Origin of the sequence: Blastomonas aquatica (genome assembly GCF_014639875.1) — a bacterium.
Taxonomy (GTDB): domain Bacteria; phylum Pseudomonadota; class Alphaproteobacteria; order Sphingomonadales; family Sphingomonadaceae; genus Blastomonas; species Blastomonas aquatica.
In genome coordinates this window covers 110,110-128,118 of sequence record NZ_BMGD01000004.1, presented here as the reverse complement: position 1 = coordinate 128,118, position 18,009 = coordinate 110,110, and the positions used below count along the sequence as shown (strand labels likewise).

At 62.3% G+C, this 18,009-nt stretch carries 20 protein-coding genes; 7 read left to right on the top strand and 13 right to left on the bottom strand.

Annotated elements, in window-relative coordinates; genetic code table 11:
• Nucleotides 1-37 precede the first annotated feature (37 nt).
• The 6 genes from IEW00_RS12435 to IEW00_RS12410 are packed head-to-tail and all read left to right on the top strand — an operon-like array spanning nt 38 to nt 7,117.
• The gene (locus tag IEW00_RS12435) at nt 38-1,120 is read left to right on the top strand and encodes a Zn-dependent alcohol dehydrogenase (protein WP_188514735.1); all 1,083 of its coding nucleotides are present in this window, start codon (nt 38-40) and stop codon (nt 1,118-1,120) included.
• Nucleotides 1,121-1,142: 22 nt separating this feature from the next.
• Nucleotides 1,143-2,216, top strand: coding sequence for a phosphotransferase family protein (locus IEW00_RS12430; protein WP_188514734.1), 1,074 nt, complete (start codon nt 1,143-1,145; stop codon nt 2,214-2,216).
• A 2-nt stretch (nt 2,217-2,218) separates the two neighbouring features.
• Nucleotides 2,219-2,995 carry an SDR family NAD(P)-dependent oxidoreductase gene (locus IEW00_RS12425; RefSeq protein WP_188514733.1) on the top strand — a complete coding sequence of 259 codons (777 nt, stop codon included), beginning with the start codon at nt 2,219-2,221 and terminating at the stop codon, nt 2,993-2,995.
• A 27-nt stretch (nt 2,996-3,022) separates the two neighbouring features.
• Nucleotides 3,023-3,814, top strand: a complete 792-nt coding sequence (locus tag IEW00_RS12420; protein WP_188514732.1) for an SDR family NAD(P)-dependent oxidoreductase — start codon at nt 3,023-3,025, stop codon at nt 3,812-3,814.
• A 37-nt stretch (nt 3,815-3,851) separates the two neighbouring features.
• Nucleotides 3,852-5,072 carry a serine hydrolase domain-containing protein gene (locus IEW00_RS12415; protein WP_188514731.1) on the top strand — a complete coding sequence of 407 codons (1,221 nt, stop codon included), beginning with the start codon at nt 3,852-3,854 and terminating at the stop codon, nt 5,070-5,072.
• 17 nt (nt 5,073-5,089) lie between these two features.
• Nucleotides 5,090-7,117 carry a 3-hydroxyacyl-CoA dehydrogenase NAD-binding domain-containing protein gene (locus IEW00_RS12410; RefSeq protein WP_188514730.1) on the top strand — a complete coding sequence of 676 codons (2,028 nt, stop codon included), beginning with the start codon at nt 5,090-5,092 and terminating at the stop codon, nt 7,115-7,117.
• 57 nt (nt 7,118-7,174) lie between these two features.
• Here the strand turns inward: IEW00_RS12410 and IEW00_RS12405 are convergent, their stop codons facing one another.
• The 13 genes from IEW00_RS12405 to IEW00_RS12345 all read right to left on the bottom strand — a co-directional run bounded on the left by IEW00_RS12405 (nt 7,175) and on the right by IEW00_RS12345 (nt 17,427).
• A complete protein-coding gene (locus IEW00_RS12405; RefSeq protein WP_188514729.1) occupies nt 7,175-8,017 on the bottom strand; it encodes a hypothetical protein in 843 nt (280 codons plus the stop codon).
• 125 nt (nt 8,018-8,142) lie between these two features.
• Nucleotides 8,143-8,853: an ATP12 family chaperone protein gene (locus IEW00_RS12400; RefSeq protein ID WP_188514728.1), complete on the bottom strand. Its 711-nt coding sequence runs from the start codon at nt 8,851-8,853 to the stop codon at nt 8,143-8,145.
• Nucleotides 8,854-8,863: 10 nt separating this feature from the next.
• Complete coding sequence (locus IEW00_RS12395; protein WP_188514727.1) at nt 8,864-9,085, bottom strand: hypothetical protein; 222 nt, start codon at nt 9,083-9,085, stop codon at nt 8,864-8,866.
• On the bottom strand, nt 9,082-9,750 hold the full coding sequence (locus tag IEW00_RS12390) for an HAD-IA family hydrolase (protein WP_188514726.1): 669 nt from the start codon (nt 9,748-9,750) through the stop codon (nt 9,082-9,084). Before IEW00_RS12390 ends, IEW00_RS12395 begins: the two co-directional genes overlap by 4 nt.
• Nucleotides 9,747-11,039: an RluA family pseudouridine synthase gene (locus IEW00_RS12385; protein ID WP_188514725.1), complete on the bottom strand. Its 1,293-nt coding sequence runs from the start codon at nt 11,037-11,039 to the stop codon at nt 9,747-9,749. The genes IEW00_RS12390 and IEW00_RS12385 overlap by 4 nt, the downstream gene beginning before the upstream one ends.
• On the bottom strand, nt 11,036-11,428 hold the full coding sequence (gene crcB, locus IEW00_RS12380; protein ID WP_188514724.1) for a fluoride efflux transporter CrcB: 393 nt from the start codon (nt 11,426-11,428) through the stop codon (nt 11,036-11,038). The genes IEW00_RS12385 and crcB overlap by 4 nt, the downstream gene beginning before the upstream one ends.
• A 143-nt stretch (nt 11,429-11,571) precedes the next feature.
• Nucleotides 11,572-13,452, bottom strand: a complete 1,881-nt coding sequence (gene sppA, locus IEW00_RS12375) for a signal peptide peptidase SppA (RefSeq protein WP_188514723.1) — start codon at nt 13,450-13,452, stop codon at nt 11,572-11,574.
• A 125-nt stretch (nt 13,453-13,577) separates the two neighbouring features.
• Complete coding sequence (locus tag IEW00_RS12370) at nt 13,578-14,309, bottom strand: NrsF family protein (protein ID WP_188514722.1); 732 nt, start codon at nt 14,307-14,309, stop codon at nt 13,578-13,580.
• Nucleotides 14,310-14,371: 62 nt separating this feature from the next.
• Complete coding sequence (locus tag IEW00_RS12365) at nt 14,372-14,896, bottom strand: sigma-70 family RNA polymerase sigma factor (RefSeq protein WP_188514721.1); 525 nt, start codon at nt 14,894-14,896, stop codon at nt 14,372-14,374.
• A 41-nt stretch (nt 14,897-14,937) separates the two neighbouring features.
• On the bottom strand, nt 14,938-15,396 hold the full coding sequence (locus IEW00_RS12360) for a DoxX family protein (RefSeq protein ID WP_188514720.1): 459 nt from the start codon (nt 15,394-15,396) through the stop codon (nt 14,938-14,940).
• 122 nt (nt 15,397-15,518) lie between these two features.
• The gene (locus tag IEW00_RS12355; RefSeq protein ID WP_188514719.1) at nt 15,519-16,253 is read right to left on the bottom strand and encodes an HvfC/BufC N-terminal domain-containing protein; all 735 of its coding nucleotides are present in this window, start codon (nt 16,251-16,253) and stop codon (nt 15,519-15,521) included.
• Nucleotides 16,254-16,257: 4 nt separating this feature from the next.
• The gene (gene bufB / locus IEW00_RS12350) at nt 16,258-17,130 is read right to left on the bottom strand and encodes an MNIO family bufferin maturase (protein WP_188514718.1); all 873 of its coding nucleotides are present in this window, start codon (nt 17,128-17,130) and stop codon (nt 16,258-16,260) included.
• A 9-nt stretch (nt 17,131-17,139) separates the two neighbouring features.
• Nucleotides 17,140-17,427, bottom strand: coding sequence for a BufA1 family periplasmic bufferin-type metallophore (locus IEW00_RS12345; protein ID WP_188514717.1), 288 nt, complete (start codon nt 17,425-17,427; stop codon nt 17,140-17,142).
• A 286-nt stretch (nt 17,428-17,713) separates the two neighbouring features.
• Between IEW00_RS12345 and groES the strand changes: the two genes are divergently transcribed.
• Complete coding sequence (groES, locus tag IEW00_RS12340; RefSeq protein ID WP_188514716.1) at nt 17,714-18,001, top strand: co-chaperone GroES; 288 nt, start codon at nt 17,714-17,716, stop codon at nt 17,999-18,001.
• The last annotated feature ends 8 nt before the right edge of the window (nt 18,002-18,009 follow it).

Here is an 18,009-nt window from a genome sequence, read left to right as displayed (position 1 = left end):
CGACACGTGAAGTGATTCATGGCTTGGGAGAGCAACGATGAAAGCCGCGATCTGTTTTGAGCCGGGCAAACCGCTCGAGGTGCACGACGTCACCATCGACAAGCCCGGCCCGCGCGAGGTGCTGATCCGCACCGCTGCAACCGGGGTGTGCCGGTCCGATCTGCATTTCGTCGATGGCAGCTATCCTGCCCCCCTTCCCTTTATTCCAGGTCATGAAGCCGCAGGGATTGTCGAGGCGGTGGGTGACGGCGTGACGACGGTAAAGCCGGGCGATGCGGTCGTGACCTGTCTGAGCGCCTATTGCGGTCACTGCGAGTTTTGCGTGACGGGGCGGATGGCGTTGTGCATCGGCCAGGATACCAAGCGCGGACTCAATGAAGCCCCCCGGCTCAGCCTCAACGGGGCACCGGTACACCAGATGCTCAACCTGTCGGCCTATGCCGAAATGATGCTAGTTCACGAGCATGCCTGTGTTGCAATCAACCCCGATATGCCACTCGACCGGGCCTGCGTCATCGGATGTGCCGTCACCACCGGCGCGGGCGCGATCTTCAATGCGGCCGATCTTGTTCCCGGCGAGACCGTGGCGATCGTTGGCTGCGGCGGCGTCGGCCTGGCGGCTGTCAATGCTGCCAAGATTGCTGGCGCAGGCCGCATCATCGCGATCGATCCTGTCGCCGACAAGCGCGCGCTCGCTCACAAATTGGGCGCGACCGACATGATCGATTCGAGCGCGGAAGGTGCCGCCGATGTGGTGATCGAGATGACCAAGGGCGGTGTCCATCACGCCATCGAAGCGGTGGGCCGACCGGCTTCAGGCGCGATGGCGGTCAAGGTGCTGCGGCGCGGCGGGACCGCGACCATTCTGGGGATGATGCCACTGGCCGAGAAGGTATCATTGAGCGCGATGGAACTGCTGCAGGGCAAGAAGCTCCAAGGCTCGTTGATGGGCAACAACCGATTTCCTGTTGAAATTCCGCGACTTGTGGAGTTTTACATGCGCGGCATGCTCGACCTCGACACCATCATTGCCGAACGCATGCCGCTGGAACGGATCAACGACGCGTTTGACGCGCTGCGTGTTGGTGACTCCGCGCGGTCGGTCATTACCTATAGCTGAGATGGCAGGGAATTAGACGATTATGGAACAAATCGACGCACAGGCGACGATGACCGGCACGATGGACGTGCCCGAGCAGGACCGGTTGGACGAGGGCAAGCTAACCGCCTGGTTCGAGGCCAATGTCGAAGGCTTTGCCGGACCGCTCAGCATGTCCAAGTTCAAGGGTGGCCAATCCAACCCGACCTACAAGGTGAGCACGCCGAACGCTGCCTATGTGCTGCGCCGCAAGCCCTTCGGTCCGTTGCTGCCATCGGCGCATGCGGTCGACCGCGAATACCGCGTCCAGGCGGCATTGTTCGATCAGGGTTTCCCGGTCTCGCGCCAGTACGGATTGTGCGAGGACGATAGCGTTATCGGCTCGATGTTCTACGTCATGAGCTTCACCGATGGTGCAAGCTATTGGGATGGTACCCTGCCCGGCAAGACGCCCGAGCAGCGCACCGCGATCTACAATGCGATGATCGATACGTTGGCGCATCTGCACAGCTTCGATCCGTTCGCCATTGGCCTCGAAACCTATGGCAAACCTGGCAACTATTGCGCGCGCCAGATTTCACGCTGGACCAAGCAGTACCGGCTCTCCGAAACCGAAACCATTCCGGAAATGGACCAGCTGATCGAATGGCTGGAAAAGACCGTGCCCGAGCAGCGCGGCTTTGGCATCGCGCATGGCGATTTTCGGATCGACAACATGATCTTCGACAAGGATGAGCCCAAGGTGCTGGCCTTGCTCGACTGGGAGCTGTCAACGCTCGGTGATCCGATCGCCGACCTTTCCTATTTCCTGATGAGCTGGGTCCAGCCCGCCGAGGGCCGCAACGGACTGCTCGGCGTGGACGTCAAGGCGCTGGGCATCCCGACGATCGAGGAGGCGACCGCCCGCTATGTCGAGAAGGCCGGGCTCGACCACGTCCCCGATATGGACTGGTACCTCGCCTACAACCAGTTCCGCATCGCCGCGATTTTGCAGGGGATCAAGAAGCGGGTCATCGATGGCACCGCATCGAGCGCGCAGGCAGCGCAAATGGCCGAGCGTGTGATCCCGCTGGCGCAGGCCGCATGGCAATATGCCAAAAAGGCAGGGGCGCAGTGAGCGTGTCGAGCTTTGATCTGACCGGGCGCGTCGCTATCATCACCGGATCGTCGCGCGGGATCGGTGCCGCCACGGCGCGCAAGATGGCAGCGCAAGGCGCCAAGGTGGTGATCTCCAGCCGCAAGCAGGACGCCTGCGACGCTGTAGCTGCCGAGATCAACGCGCAGCACGGAGCCGGCACCGCGATAGCGGTCGCCGCCAGCATCTCGCGTAAGGACGATCTGCAAAACCTCGTCGACCAGACCCGCACGCAGCTGGGTCCGATCGACATTCTGGTCTGCAACGCTGCGAGCAATCCCTATTACGGGCCGATGAGCGGGATCAGCGATGATCAGTTCCGCAAGATCCTCGACAACAACATCCTGTCCAATCACTGGCTGATCCAGATGGCGCTGCCTGATATGCGCGCGGCGGGACGCGGATCGGTGATCATCGTCTCGTCGATTGGCGGGCTGCAGGGCACCGCCAGCATCGGCGTCTACAACATCTCCAAGGCAGCGGACTTTCAGCTCGCGCGCAATCTGGCGGTCGAGCTGGGGCCCGACAACATCCGGGTCAACTGCATCGCGCCGGGCCTGATCCAGACCGACATGGCGCGCGCGCTATGGGAGAACGACCAGGTCATGGGCCACATCCGCAGTGTCACGCCGCTGCGCCGGATCGGCCAGCCTGACGAGATTGCGGGCGCAGCGGTGTTTTTGGCATCTGACGCCGCGACCTATATCACTGGCCAGTCGATCGTCATCGATGGCGGCACGACAATCGCAGCGGCGCTTTGACACGCTGTATCACGGAGGGATAATTTCATGGATCTTCAAGGCAAGGTCGCGATCGTCACCGGTGCTGGCTCCGGTATCGGCAAAGCCAGCGCACTGCTGTTCGCGCAGCATGGCGCCAAGGTCATCGCCAGCGATATCACCGGCAAGCAGGACGACACTGCGGCACAGAACCCCGATGCGATCACTGCGGTCCAGGCCGATGTCAGCAAGGAGGCCGACGTCCAGATGCTGGTCGCCAAAGCGGTCGAGCGGCATGGTAAGCTCGATGTTTTTTTCGCCAATGCGGGCATCTCGGGCGGGTTCGATGGCATCTTCGATCAGACCGTCGAGGAATGGGAACGGATCCTGGCGATCAACCTGATCGGTCCGTTCCTCGCGATCAAGCACGCAGGCAAGGTCATGGCAGATGCCGGCAATGGCGGATCGATCATTTGCACAGCCTCGGTCGCCGGCTTGCGCTCGGGCGCGGGCGGTCCGGCCTACACCGCGAGCAAGGCAGGCGTGATCAACCTTGTGCGGATTGCTGCGCAGCAATTGACCGGCAGCGACGTGCGCTGCAACGCAATCTGCCCCGGGCTGATCGAAACCGGGATGACCGAGTTCATCTATACCAAGGCGCGCGAAAAAGGGTTTGAAGACAAGATCGGGCAATTGAACCCGATGCAGCGCGGTGGCATCCCCAGCGAGATCGCCGAAGCGGCATTGTTCCTCGCGTCCGATCGCTCAAGCTATGTCAACGGCCATGCGCTTGTTGTCGATGGCGGCCTCACCAGCTCGCATCCCTATGCCCGGCAGCGCTTCGGGCAGACGGCGACCTGACCTATCACCACCCCAGCGGAGCAGCGGATTTTCCCAGATGAGTATTTTTGTGTCAGACCCGGCCGACCTTGGCTTCAACCAGTCTTTGCTTGAGCGTATTCCCGTCCACATCCGCAGCAAATATCTGGAAAGCCAATGCCTGCCCCATGCCGCGCTGCTGATCGGGCGCGGGCACGAGGTGGCGCATCTGTCGCTGCAGGGCGAGGCCCGCCCGGGCCAGCCGTTGGCGCAGGATGCGATCTTCCGGATCGCCAGCATGACCAAGCCGATCACCTCGGTTGCGTTCATGCAACTGGTCGAGGAGGGCAAGATCGCGCTGGCCGATCCCGTCCACCGGATCATTCCCGAATGGAAGAACCTGGGCGTGTTCGTCTCGGGCGGCGGCAACCAGCCGTTCGTCACCCGCCCGACGAGCCAGCCGATGCGGATGGTCGATCTGCTGCGGCACACGTCGGGCCTGACATACGGGTTCCAGGAGCGCACCCCGATCGACGCGGCCTATCGCAAGCACAAGCTGGAGGCCTTTGCCGGTCCCGATCTCGAAGAGTTCGTCCGTATCCTGGCAGGCATTCCGCTGCAGTTCGATCCGGGCACGTCGTGGAACTATTCGATCTCGACCGACATTCTGGGCGCGATCCTGCAGCGGGTCGACAACAAGCCGCTCGATCAGATCATCGCCGACCGGGTCACCGGCCCGCTGGGGATGGATGACACCCACTTCCAGATCACTGAAAGCAAGCTGGACCGGGTGCCCGATTGCTATGTTTTCCACCCTACCGACAAGATGAAGATGTACGATCCTGGTGCGACCACCGCTTGGGGACGGCCACCGAGTCAGCTATCGGGCGGCGGCGGCATGGCTTCGACGCTCGCGGATTATCACCGCTTCTGCCGTATGTTGCTCAACGGTGGAACGCTCGACGGGGTGCGTATCCTGGGGCGCAAGACGCTCGACCTGATGATATCGAACCACTTGCCGGGCGGTGGCGACCTGACCAAGCACAGCAAGGCGCTGTTCAGCGAGGCGGAGAACGCCGGTGCGGGCTTTGGCCTGGGCTTTGCGACCACGATCGACAGCGCTGCGACCGGTGTCCCCGGATCGAACAACGATTTCTACTGGGGCGGCATGTTCTCGACCGCGTTCTTTGTTGATCCGGTCGAAGACATCATCATGATCTTCATGACCCAGCTGATGCCATCGAGCACCTATCCCATCCGGCGAGAGATCAAGACGATGCTCTACGCCGCCGTTGAATGACAAAAGGAACCCAAACCATGTCCGATTTCCCTATTTCCACCGAAAAACGCGGCGACATCCTGATCGTCACGTCGAACAACCCACCGGTCAACGCGCTGGGCGCTGGCGTGCGCACCGGTCTCGAGGCCGCCCTCAACGAAGCGGCAGCCGACGATGGCATCAAGGCGATCGTGCTGATCTGTGCTGGCCAGACCTTCTTCGCCGGTGCTGACATCACCGAGTTCGGCAAGCCGCCGGTCGAGCCGATGCTGCCTGCGATCATTGCGCGGATGGAAAGCTTCGACAAGCCTGTGATCGCGGCGATCCACGGCACCGCGCTTGGCGGAGGGCTGGAAACCGCGCTGGGGGCGCATTACCGCGTGGCGGTACCGTCCGCCAAACTCGGCGTGCCCGAAGTCAAGTTGGGCCTTCTGCCCGGTGCCGGCGGAACCCAGCGTTTGCCGCGCGTCGTCGGCGTCAAGGCGGCGCTGGAGATGACAGCCAAGGGTGACCCTGTTCCTGCGAGCAAGGCCCATCAATGGGGCCTGGTCGATCACCTCGCCGAAGAAGGCGCGCTGCTTGATGCAGCATTGGCCTTTGCCGACAAGGTCAAGGATGTTCGCCCGATCCCGCGCGTGAGCGAGAAGTCGGTGGCTGCGGACGATGCAGCAATCGAAGCGTTCCGCAAGGAAAACGCCCGCAAGTTCCGCGGCTTTGATGCGCCAGCTGCCAACATCGCCTGCGTCGAAGCTGCAACCCGCCTGCCCTTTGCCGAAGGTCTTGAGTTCGAACGCGGCGAGTTCATGAAGCTGATGTTCGGGTCGCAGTCTGCGGCCCAGCGGCACATCTTCTTTGCCGAGCGCAAGGCGAGCAAGATCGACGGGATCGCCAGCGATGTCGCATTGCGCCCCATCGCCAAGGTCGGCGTGATCGGTGCAGGCACCATGGGTGGCGGCATCACCATGAACTTCCTGTCCGCAGGAATCGCGGTGACCATCGTCGAACAGGCAGAGGATGCGCTGAACCGCGGTGTCGGCGTGATCCGCAAGAATTACGAGGCGAGCGCGGCCAAGGGCCGGTTGACCACCGAGCAGGTCGAGACAGCAATGGGTCTGCTGACCCCGTCGCTGTCGCTCGATGACCTTGCCGATTGCGACCTGATCATCGAGGCGATCTTCGAGAACATGGACGTCAAGAAGGAGGTGTTCGGTAAGCTCGACGCCATCGCCAAGCCCGGCGCGATCCTCGCCAGCAACACCAGCTATCTCAACGTCGACGAGATCGCCGCATCGACCAGCCGCCCGAACGATGTGGTCGGCATGCACTTCTTCTCGCCTGCCAACGTGATGAAGCTGCTCGAGGTCGTCCGCGGTGCCAAGACCGCAGATGACGTGCTCGCCACCGTGATGGCGCTCGCGAAAAAGATCAAGAAGGTCGCGGTGGTCGCGGGCGTCTGCCACGGTTTCATCGGCAACCGCATGCTGATGCCGCGCCAGGTCGAAGCGAACAAGCTGCTGATGGAAGGTGCGACGCCCGAGCAGATCGACCGCGTCCATGTCGAGTTCGGCATGCCGATGGGCCCTTTCCAGATGAGCGATCTAGCCGGGGTCGATATCGGCTGGCATCGCGATCCGAGCCGGATCGAGAGCATCCGCGACGCCTTGTGCGCAGAGGACCGCTGGGGTCAGAAGAAGGGCGCGGGCTTTTATGACTATGACGAGAAGCGCAACCCCACGCCGAGCGTGCGAGTGGCCGAGATCATCGAGGATTTCCGGTCGCGCTCGAACATGCCCAAGCGTGAGATCAGCGATCAGGAGATCATCGAACGGACGCTGTACACCATGGTCAACGAAGGCGCGATGATCCTCGAAGAGGGCATGGCGCAGCGCGCATCCGACGTCGATGTGGTGTGGATCTATGGCTATGGCTGGCCGATCTATCGCGGTGGCCCGATGTTCTGGGCGGGACTTGAAGGCACTCCGAAGATCGTCGAGGGGCTGAAAAAGCACGGATTTGCGGTATCACCGCTGCTGGCAGAAAAAGCCGAAAAGAACGAAGGCTTCTGAAACAAAAAACCCCGCCGGATCGTCTCCGGCGGGGTTCTTCGTTAGGGTCGAATGCGATCAGGCTGCGCCGAGGATCGCGTCGACAGCGGGCTGGTTCGCTGCGCTTACGGTGCCCTTTTCGCGCAATTCGGCACCGATCGGCTTGGCTGCTTCAAGATAGCTGGCTTCACCGGTCGCCTGGTTCAGTCCGATCAGACTGGCAAATTCGAAGTTTGCCAGATCTGCCGAAGCCGGGTCTGCCGCGCGGCCTTCCTTGGTGACGGCCAATGCCTGCTCGAAGAGCGGCTGGGCAGCCATCTTGTCCTGCTTGTTCAGGCTGAAGTTGCCCAGATTGACGAGGATTGAAATCAGCGTTCCACGCACACCGGCGTTTGCTTTGTCAGCTTCGTAGACCTTGGTCCATTGCGGCGCGGCTTCCATGTATAGCGGGGCAATCGCATCGATGTTGCCCAACGCGCCCTGAGAATTGGCGGTAATGGTCAGCGCACTGGCAAGAAACCCTGCGTTCTGGATATCGGACGGATTACGTCCGGCGATCTCGCGAATAACCGGCAAAGCGGGTTCGAGGGTGGAGATTACCTGCGCGTGGTTGCCAGCGGCCTGAGCCTGCTGTGCCGCGGAGAAGTCAGCAATTGCTTTGTTCTGGGCTTCGACCTGTTCAGGGCTCAACGGACCTGCCGGAGCCTGTGTCGCCGCAGCAGCCGCAGGCTGAGCAGTACCGGGTTGCGCGGTACCGGGCTGGGCTGTGCCCGACTGACCAGAATCGGGCTGGCCAGCTGAAGGCTGATCGGTCGTCGGCTGTGCAGTGCTTGGTTCCGCAGCATCCTGAGCGACTGCGGGGGCTGCCGCAAATGCCAAGGCGGTAGACGCGAAAAGTACGGAAATCGCAGATTTCATCATTTGGGGATGTCTCCTTGAGGTGGCATGTTCACGACCGATCAAAAAAGCCGTAACGGGCCATCGACACTGATCGGCTGCAACACGAATTGGAACATTGGCAACATTACAAGAACGCGAACGTCGCTCTAACGTTCCCCGCTGATGCCGCGGGCAATACAGCAAAAGCGATAGGCGTCGTCAAATGCGGTACGGCGCAAGGCTCGGGTTGCCTCGGCTTCGGCATCGGCACCCCACAGGTCTTCCTGCCAAAGCTCCTCGAGACAGACGGCTCGCCAGATCACGTCGGGTGCATAGGCATTTTCGAGCATAGCGAGCGCAGATATCAGCGACCCCCCAATGCTGGCGATCGTGGATAGACCTGCCAGCGTGAACGGATCGAACGCGCGAACCACTGCCGTAAGGCGGGACAGGCTGTGCATGGCTTGCGGTTGATGGACAATGCCCGCAACCCGGATCAACCTAATATCATACCGATTTTCGGCCCAGCGCAGGATCGGTTCCCACTCGTGCTCCTGCTTTGCAGCCAGCGGATCACCCGGATCTGCGCGGTAACATAGCGTGTCTGTTTCACCATAAGCAGCGATGTCGCTGACGAACCGGGCCGGGTCCGGGGCGATCCGGTCGATCGCGGCATTGGCAAAACCCGTCATCGGCATCGTTGAGATGACGATTTCCTCTCCCTGCCCTTCCCATTCGTCCGCGACTGCCCGCGACATAGCAGCGCTGGGCAAAATCAAGGCCGTGCGTCCTGGTGTCTTGACCGGGCGGCGATCGAGCAACAGGGCAAACCCGCCTTTGACAGGCTCGACCGCGACCGACTTGTAAAAACGCTTCATGCTGCTGCCATCACGGTGTGGGGGGTGACTTCCACCGCGCCACCAGCATCTGCGGCAGGATGATCATTTCGACAATACCGACCGCCAGCAGGATAAACCCTACAGCATTGGGAACGCCTGTCACCTTGCCATAGGACACCGCAACCGCCAGCGCGATCGTCAGCGCCCCTGCCAGCCGAACCAGGCCGATGATGAAGAAACGCGTGCGTGCCTTGCGGTCTTCGGGTGTCATGCCGGATGCCTGGCGATGTGGTCGAACAGTTCATCCATCGTATAGGCGATGCTGTCTGCGCCTGCGGTTTGCAGTTCGGACGCGTCATGATAGCCCCAGTCGACCCCGATGGCACGAACATTGGCGGCGACACCCATCGCCATGTCGTAGCTGGTATCGCCGATCATCACCGCTGCTTCGGGTCTGGCCCCGGCATCGGCCAAAGCCTGGAAGATCATCGAAGGGTGCGGCTTGGAGGGATGGCGGTCTGCGGTCTGCAGCGATACGAAACGCTGCTTGATCCCGTGGTGCGTCAGGCACAGATCGAGCCCGCGATCGGACTTGCCGGTAGCAACGGCGAGCTTCCAGCCCTGCTGGTCCAGGCGATCGAGAACCTCCAGCAATCCGTCGTACAGCGGCTCATGCTGCAGCGTTCCGTTGCCGCGCAGTTCGTGAAACGCGTTCTTGTAATGGTCGGCCAGCACAACATGGAAACCGGCTTCGGCATCGGGCAGCATTACCCGCATCGCCTCGACCAGAGACAGCCCGACGATACGCCGGACCCGGTGATGATCGGGATGGCCAAGCCCTTCTGCCGCAAACGCCATTTCCATTGCCCGGCAGATATTCGCCTGGCTATCGACCAGCGTTCCGTCGCAATCGAAGATCGCAAGCTTTGTCGTCATGGGCGCCGGGGTGTCCGCGCGGGTCCCGCAGGCCTGGACCGCGTACCGGGCCTGGCAGGGCCACCTGCGGCAGACTTGGACTTGCCGGCAGGTTTGCCTTTACCGGTGGGCTGCGTGGCGCTCGACCGGCTGCGCCGTTCGCCGCGGCGTTCCTTGCGGATGGTCTTGGCATGCGCCTTGGCCTGCTGCTTCTTGACCTCGCGGGTTGCCGGCTCGATCGCCTCATCAGCGAACACCGAATCGCCAAGGCCGAGGTCGAAGCCCAGGCTTTCCATCGATTCGGCAAAATGTTCGGGCAGTTCGGCCGTCACATCCAGCGCGGGTCCATCAGGATGCGCGATCCGCAGGCGGCGTGCGTGCAGATGCATCTTGCGGCTGATCGTGCCGGTCAAAAACGCGTTCTGACCACCATATTTGCCGTCGCCGACAATCGGATGCCCGATCGCGGCCATGTGCACGCGCAACTGGTGGGTACGCCCGGTGAAGGGCTGCAATGCGACCCATGAAGCGCGCGAGCCGGCGCGTTCGATCACCTGATAGGCGGTGCGCGAAGGTTGGCCATTCTCCTCGTCGACATGCATCTTCTCGCCGCCGGTTCCGGGCTGTTTGGCCAGCGGAAGCTCGATCAGCCCCGAATAGATATCGGGCACGCCGACCACCAGCGCCCAATAGACCTTCTTGGCATTGCGTCCGGCAAAGCGCTTGGCAAAATACGCCGCGCTACCCGGTGTGCGCGCGAGCAGCAGGACACCTGAAGTATCCTTGTCGAGCCGGTGGACCAGACGCGGCTTCACCGCGCTGTCGTACATCAGCGCCTCGCCCAGACCGTCGACGTGCGCATGGGTGCGGGTGCCACCCTGCGTCGCAAGACCCGGGGGCTTGTTGATCACCAGCGCAGCGCGATCACGGTGGATCACCATCGACTGGGCATAGGCTATCTGGTCATCGCTCAGCGTCTTGGGCATCTCGCGGGCGACGGATCGTTCTGGTTCGACCTCTGAGGGAGGAATCCGGATGGTCTGCCCGGCAACGATGCGGTCGCCAGGGCCGACGCGCTTGCCATCGAGCCGAACCTGACCGGTGCGCGCCCAGCGCGAGACCAGATTGAAGTTCACGTCGGGCAAATGCCGGTGGAACCAGCGGTCGAGCCGGATGCCGTCATCATCGGTGTCGATGGTGAACTGGCGTGCCTCGCTGGGTTTGTGGGTAGCCGCAGCGGGCGTGAGCGCTGCAGCCTTGCGGACCGGACCAGCGCGCTTGATTGGGGTCTTGCCGACGGGAGGCTTCATGTCAGCCCCCGCGTCACCGTATATCCGGCAGCAAGCGCGGCCAATGAAAGTGCGACGGACAAAAGCGCATAGCCCAACGCCAACGCCGTCTGCCCGCGTTCGATCATTTGGAACATCTCGAGGCTGAAGGCCGAAAACGTGGTGAACCCGCCCAGCACACCCACCGCCACGAACAGCCGGATCGGTTCACCGACATGCTCGCGCAGCACCAATGCCGCGAGTACCCCCATCGCTAGCCCGCCGACGACATTGATGCCCAGAGTCGCAAAGGGGTAGCCGGTGTGACCAAGGCGCACCGCAAGCTGGGTGCCATGAAAACGCAAGGCAGCACCAATAGCGCCGCCTGCCATCACCAGTCCGGTGGCTTTGTAAGTAAGTTGAACGTCCATCTGCCCAGCCTTAGCGGGATTGGGCGGTTATTGGCTAGGTCTATTCGAACCCGCGCCTGAATGGGCCGCACTTTCACGTGCGGCCCAACCACGTTTATCGAAATCGAGGAACGGGCGGGATGGACGCGGATGCCCGCTCGGCCTCAGTTTCCGGTTCGCGCAAACAGCCGTGTCATCCCGCCGGTGTTGGCCTTGGCGGCAACACGCGGTGGCAGCGCGCCTGAACATTCGAGGCACCATGCCTGAACACCCTGGACACCACTAAGCACATTGAGATCGCCCAATACCTGGCCGAGCGCTGCCTGCTGACGCCAGGCAAGCTGAGCAACGAGGCCGCGTACCTGCTGGGTGTCCTCCGCAGGAGCAAACATGCCGGCGATCAGCTGCTGGAACGGATCGAGCGAGGTTTCGAGGTAATGCACCGAATAGCCGTCGTCCTTCAACTTGGCACGCTTGGCCGCTTCGGCGATGGCGTCGTCGATCGATCCGAACCGGTCAACCAGCTTGATCTGGCGCGCGGTCCCGCCATCCCAGACCCGGCCCTGAGCGATAGCGTCAACGTCAGCCGTGGACATGCCACGCGCCTTGCCGACCAGGCCGAGAAACCGTCCGTAATCGTGCTCGATCGAGCTCTGGATAAAGGTATCGACGGTGCTGTTGAACCCTCCGAGCACATCGGGCTGACCCGAAAGATCGGTGGTGGCAACGCCGTCGGCCCGTACGCCATACTCGGCCAGCGCGCGTTCGAAGCTGGGCAGCACTGCAAAGATACCGATCGACCCGGTGATGGTCGAAGGCTCGGCAAAGATGGTGTCGCCGGCAGTCGCGACCCAATAGCCGCCGCTGGCCGCGACATTGCCCATCGACACCACGACCGGGATCTTCTTGCCGCGATAGCTCTCGATGGCACGCCGGATCTGCTCCGATGCAAACGCCGAGCCACCCGGCGAATCCACGCGGACGACCAGCGCCTTGAGGTTGTCGCGCTGCAATCCATCGTGCAGCAGCTTTTCGATGCGATCGCCACCGGCGGTGCCTGGGCCGGCCTTGCCGTCGACGATGGTGCCTGCGATCGTGATCACACCGACCTCGTCGCCGCCGGTCTTAAGCGGATTGGCAGCGACCCAGTCCCGGAGGCTGGTGTGCTTGAAGGCGCCGGGCCCCTTGTCGTCATCTGCGCCTGCGAGTTCCGCAACACGCTTGCCGAATGCGGTGCGATCACCGACCTTGTCGATGATCTTGCGGTCCGTCGCCAGCTTGACGAGGTCGCCATTGGCTGCGGTCACCGCCGCAGCGGGGTCGGCAATATAGCTTGCAAGATCAGCCTGTGGCCGCGCTTTTTTGACGTTGGCCTGCCAATTGGCCCAGATCGGCTCATAGACGGCAAGCAGCGCCTGCTTGGCCTCGGGAGACTGCTCCGAGCGCAAATAGGGTTCGACTGCGCTCTTGAAGGTGCCGACGCGATAGACGTGCGCGGTGACCTTGAAGCGATCGAGAGCATCCTTGTAGTAGAGGCGCGAACCACCGGGGCCGGTAAACGCGGCACCCCCCATCGGATCGATCCATATTTCAGTGGCGTGCGATGCCAGCAGATAGGCGGAATCGCTGTAGAAGGTCGCAAAGCTGTAGACCGGTTTGCCCTTGGCCTTCGCGCGGCCCAGCGCCTCGCCGATCTGCTCGAGCGATACCTGCCCGCCGCCCATGAACCGGTCGAGATCAAGCGCGATCACCTTGACGCGGTCGTCCTCGGCTGCGGTATCGATGGCGCGGATGACATCACGCTCGCGAAACTGCTTGAGCGGAGCCTGTCCGCCGAGAATGGCTGCGATCGGATCGGTGGTTTCGGGCTCCTCGACGATCACGCCATCGAGCTTGACCAGCAGCGCACCATCGGTGACCGCCGCAGGATTGGGCCGCCATGACAACGCTGCCAGAATGAGACCGAAGAACAACAGCATGGCCAGCAGGACAAGCCCGTCCTTGATGGCCACCAGCACCTTCCAGGCGCTTTTGACAAAACCCATGATCGCAATTGCTCCGCAGTGGGCGGATATGCCCCTGATCCCTATCTAGGGAGCGATAGGGCAGAATGCCACAGCTTCGCGCGACAGACGGCGAACAGCGTTCGACAGCCGACGTGCCGGCGATATTACCAGCGCAGCACCTGCGGCACGATCAGCCTTCCGGCAATGGCGCAGCCAGCGATCGTCAGCGTGTACCAGGTGCCGATATACATCACGACGTTCTCGCTGCAGGCGATGCTGTAGGCAGCGGCACCCAAGCTTCCCGACGCGAGCCCGACCAACCAACCGGTGCGGGTCGGTGACACCGGCGCCCCTCGCTTCATCCAAAGCGTCATGGCCGTGCCGACAAAGGCTGCGCACAAGGTGCTCATCTGCAGGCATTGCATTCCGTAGGCTGGATCGAGCGCGCTCCGGGCGCCTTCGATCGCGCGGAAATCGCTCACCCAGACGAATGCCGCGCCCAACGGAAAAATCGCCGCAAAGCCGAGACTCCATTTCCAGAATGCCTGCCGCGCGCCGCCGACTGACGGGGTTGCCGACGATAACGCTGCAGCGGCGGCGGTGATCCCAAGCATCAGCAGCGTTGCCGATCGCAGGATGAACATCCAGTTCGGCGCGCCATTGGCAAGATCGCCGCGCACGCCCAGCGAGAAGGCGATTGCGAGCGCACACAGCGCCATCGTCGCCAGCGCGATCGCCAGTCCATCGCGCATCCTAAGACGACGCACGGGGACGAGGTCGTCTACCAGAGCATCGATATCAAAACGGTCCACACCGGGGCGTCCCAGCGCAGAGGCATCATCCTGCATCATCAGTTCCCGCTCGAATTCCGCTGCATCGGGGTGTCCAGACAGCATGCGGCATCGCCCCTGGGGCGGCAAATGTGTTCATGACGGTTTCGATCCCAAGCGCCATACGGTTACACTTTCTCGATCAACGCGCTCATCTTGCGGATGCCGCGGTGAATGTTGACCTTGACGAGGGATTCGGATTGTCCGGTCCGCTCGGCAGCTTCGGTGATGCTGTAACCGGCGATCTTGACCAGTCGGATGACTTCAGCCTGCCGCGCGGGCAGTTGCTGCAGCAGCGCATCAACGCTGAGACCATCGATGACGGTATCATCCTGCGGCGCGGCGTGCAGCGCTTCATCCAGGCCGGTCTCGCTGGCGCGGTAGACCTTGCGCAGATGATCGATCCAGCGATAACGCCCGATCGCCGCGAGCCACGGCAGAAACGCGCGTTCGCCATCATAGGTCGCGCGTTTGCGGTGTACCGAGATCAGCGTCTCCTGCACCAGGTCATCGATCTGCGAAGGTGGAATACGGCGGGCGAAATAGCGCGAAAGCCAGATCTGGCACTCGCGCAGAAGGCGCGCATAGGCCTGCCGGTCGCCTGCCTGCGCAGCCAGCATCAATTGCCGCAGCATGTCATCCTGACTGGCCATGTGGCTTGAAACCTACGGGGCCAGCGCAATGGCGGTAAGCATCAGGACTGGGTGCCCTTCGGCTTGAAAATCGAATCGAAAGCGCGATCAAGCGCGAACATCCCGCCCCCGCGCGCAATCAGCACCAGCGCAAGCCCGAACCACAGTACGTGCGGGTTCCAGAACGCGTCGGGATAGACGAACAGCTGTACCACGCCGGTCATCACCAACAGTCCCGCCGCGCCGAACCGCGTCGCCAGCCCGAGCATGACCAATGCCGACAGGCCGTGCTCGGCATAGGTTGCAAGCACGCCGCTGACCTCGGGGAACGGCATATGATATTCATCACGGAACAGATCGAAGGTGATCGGATCGATCTGTAGCCAGGTGCCATCGACCACCTTGGTGCGTGCAGACCGCCAGAACTGCGCCGCCAGCGCGAGGCGCGCGACCAGTAGCGCAAGCCCTTCGAAAAATCGGGTTTCGAGCAGCGCTATCGGGCGCTGAATCAGGGACATCATATGCACGGCTTCCGGTTGGGCCTGAAATCGTCAAGGGCTCGGACGTGCCAGGAAAGTCGTACCGTCACCGGTGGCCCGCAGACGATGCACATGCATCGCTGAAGGAACGCGCCTGTCAGGTCTCAGCCCCCCGGTCTTGCCAGCACTCCCGCTTCAATCAGCGCGAAGATCACCGGCAAGGCCTCTGCCTCGTCGCCTGTTTCGATCGCGATCTGCAAAAGGTTACCCATTGTGCCGCTATTTTTTGCCAGCCCCGCGATACTGGCGTGTGCTGCATCGAGCGGCAGTAATCGCACGCTCTCTCCTGGGCGGGTCAGTAGAATGGCGGTGGCGCCAACACTGCTGCCAGCCAGTTCGGGCATCAGCCCCGTCACGGCACTTTCGACCAGTACGATCCGTGTTGCCGGATGGACGATCACGGGCATCGCGAGCAACCCGGCCTCGTCGTACTGTGCCAGGTCGGATAGCAGCAGCGGGGGCACGTCCGCCGCGTGATAGCTGCCCAACCAGGCCCATTCGATCGCGGCCAGATCGGCTGCCAAAGGGTCGCCCGCATGATCGACCAGATAACCGGCGAAACCCTCGCCGATCTGCATCAGCTTGCGCGACCGCACATCAGCCAGATCGATAAACGCTCGAGACAGCGCGTTGAACGCTTCGGGCCCGATATGGGCGAGGGTGCGCGGATAGGACTGCTCCAGCGCGACCAGCCGCGCATGGCTGATCGTGTTGGCGTGCGCCTTCAGCCCCAGCAGCGCGCGACCTGCATCGCCTGCGAACATGCCTTCGGGGAAGGCTGGCGGTCCCTGCTGCAGCACCGCGATAAAGCGCGCCTGGTCGTCCGTGAGGTCTGTCACGGGTTCAGGCGGTCTGGAGTGCCAGGGTGACCGCGCGCGCCATATGCGCGTTCGCGCGCTCGGCTTGCGCGATCAGCACCGCATAGTCGGGCACGTCGGTATCCCATTCGATCAGCACCGGCTTGGCCCCTGCCCTGCCGATGAACCGATCGAACAGCTGCCAGGTGAGATCGCTGACGGGACTGCCGTGATCATCGATCAGCAGCGGGCGATTGCCGTGCCATTCGGTGGCATGCCCTGCCAGATGGATTTCGCCGACGATGCCCGGATCGATCGCATCGACATAAGCGAACGGGTCGGTCTGCAGGTTGGTGCAACTGACCTCGACGTTGTTGATATCGAACAACAGCCCGCAGCCGCTTCTTGCGCAAAGCGCATGGATGAACGCGACTTCGTCCATCTCGTCGCGTGCAAAGGCGAGGTAACGCGACGGGTTTTCAATCAGGATCGGGCGCTGGAGGCGATCCTGCACGCGGCCGATCTGCGCGGTGACATGGTCGAGCGTGGCGTTGGTATAGGCAATGGGAAGAAGGTCGGCATAGCGATCGGTGCTGTTGCCCGACCAGCTGAGATGATCGGAAATGCTGGCAGGATTGTACCGCGCGCAGAGCCTGGCCAGCTGCTCAAGCTCGTCTTCGTCAAGACCCTGGGCGGTGCCGATCGACAGGCCGACGCTGTGAAAGCTGACCGGCAGCCGTGCTGCGACTGCAGTCAGCCAGCGATGGGGCGGCCCACCATCGACGAAATAGTTCTGCGGGTGCACTTCGACCCATGAAGGGAGAGCGCAACCCGGCTGGGGCTCCAGAACATCGCGATAGTGGGCCGGTTTCAGCCCGATGCCTGTTGCGGGGGGCAGGATCATCGGGCCGTCAACCATCGTGCAGGATCAGCCCTTGGGCATGGGCTTGGCATTGCCCTTCATCGGGGTCAGCGATCCACCCATCTTGCTGCATTCACCCTTGGCGACATACTTCCAGGCGCTGCCCTGATAGTCGACGGTCGAGGTTCCGGCGCACGATGTGCCTGGGCCAGCAGCGCAATCGTTCTTGCCCTTGAGCGAAACGCCGTAGCATTTTTCCTTTTCACCGGCGGCAGCGGCGGGTGTCGCGGCAACGGTGGCAGCGGCCAGCACGGCTGCAGCAGCAGCTCCCAGGGTCAGCATGGAATTCGACATGGAAACATCCTCTCAGGTTCAATGGATCGCAAAAGGACTGGCATCCACGGCGTGATCGCCTGTCCGTCAATCGGTTCGTCCCGCAATATGGAGAGGTTACCCGGTTTTGCCGACGCGCGCAAAAAATTCCGTACGCCAAGGGTTGACCGCGCGGCGCTGTCCGCTATCTACCGCAGCGTTAGCACTCACCCCGATCGAGTGCTAATCGCGGACGCGGTCATCATCAGATGAGCCTGCCGCGCAGGGGGTTTCACTAATTTCAGTGACGCAAGGAAAGGCTTAACGCATGACATTTCGTCCGTTGCACGACCGGGTTCTGGTGCGCCGCATCGAAGCCGAAGAAAAGACCGCCGGCGGGATCATCATCCCCGACGCTGCCAAGGAAAAGCCCTCGGAAGGCGAAGTCATCGCCGCCGGCGAAGGCACCCGTGACGAAGACGGCGATCGCATCGCTCTCGACGTCAAGGTTGGCGACAAGATCCTGTTCGGCAAATGGTCCGGCACCGAAGTGAAGATCAATGGTGAAGACCTGATCATCATGAAGGAAAGCGACATTCTGGGCATTCTGGGCTGATCCATCCG

Coding starts and splice junctions, on each gene's coding strand:
- IEW00_RS12435 (WP_188514735.1), top strand. CDS start 38: ATGAAAGCCGCGATCTGTTTTGAGCCGGGCAAACCGCTCGAGGTGCAC.
- IEW00_RS12430 (WP_188514734.1), top strand. CDS start 1,143: ATGGAACAAATCGACGCACAGGCGACGATGACCGGCACGATGGACGTG.
- IEW00_RS12420 (WP_188514732.1), top strand. CDS start 3,023: ATGGATCTTCAAGGCAAGGTCGCGATCGTCACCGGTGCTGGCTCCGGT.
- IEW00_RS12415 (WP_188514731.1), top strand. CDS start 3,852: ATGAGTATTTTTGTGTCAGACCCGGCCGACCTTGGCTTCAACCAGTCT.
- IEW00_RS12410 (WP_188514730.1), top strand. CDS start 5,090: ATGTCCGATTTCCCTATTTCCACCGAAAAACGCGGCGACATCCTGATC.
- IEW00_RS12405 (WP_188514729.1), bottom strand. CDS start 8,017: ATGATGAAATCTGCGATTTCCGTACTTTTCGCGTCTACCGCCTTGGCA.
- IEW00_RS12400 (WP_188514728.1), bottom strand. CDS start 8,853: ATGAAGCGTTTTTACAAGTCGGTCGCGGTCGAGCCTGTCAAAGGCGGG.
- IEW00_RS12395 (WP_188514727.1), bottom strand. CDS start 9,085: ATGACACCCGAAGACCGCAAGGCACGCACGCGTTTCTTCATCATCGGC.
- IEW00_RS12390 (WP_188514726.1), bottom strand. CDS start 9,750: ATGACGACAAAGCTTGCGATCTTCGATTGCGACGGAACGCTGGTCGAT.
- IEW00_RS12385 (WP_188514725.1), bottom strand. CDS start 11,039: ATGAAGCCTCCCGTCGGCAAGACCCCAATCAAGCGCGCTGGTCCGGTC.
- crcB (WP_188514724.1), bottom strand. CDS start 11,428: ATGGACGTTCAACTTACTTACAAAGCCACCGGACTGGTGATGGCAGGC.
- sppA (WP_188514723.1), bottom strand. CDS start 13,452: ATGGGTTTTGTCAAAAGCGCCTGGAAGGTGCTGGTGGCCATCAAGGAC.
- IEW00_RS12370 (WP_188514722.1), bottom strand. CDS start 14,309: ATGCTGTCTGGACACCCCGATGCAGCGGAATTCGAGCGGGAACTGATG.
- IEW00_RS12365 (WP_188514721.1), bottom strand. CDS start 14,896: ATGGCCAGTCAGGATGACATGCTGCGGCAATTGATGCTGGCTGCGCAG.
- IEW00_RS12360 (WP_188514720.1), bottom strand. CDS start 15,396: ATGATGTCCCTGATTCAGCGCCCGATAGCGCTGCTCGAAACCCGATTT.
- bufB (WP_188514718.1), bottom strand. CDS start 17,130: ATGGTTGACGGCCCGATGATCCTGCCCCCCGCAACAGGCATCGGGCTG.
- IEW00_RS12345 (WP_188514717.1), bottom strand. CDS start 17,427: ATGTCGAATTCCATGCTGACCCTGGGAGCTGCTGCTGCAGCCGTGCTG.
- groES (WP_188514716.1), top strand. CDS start 17,714: ATGACATTTCGTCCGTTGCACGACCGGGTTCTGGTGCGCCGCATCGAA.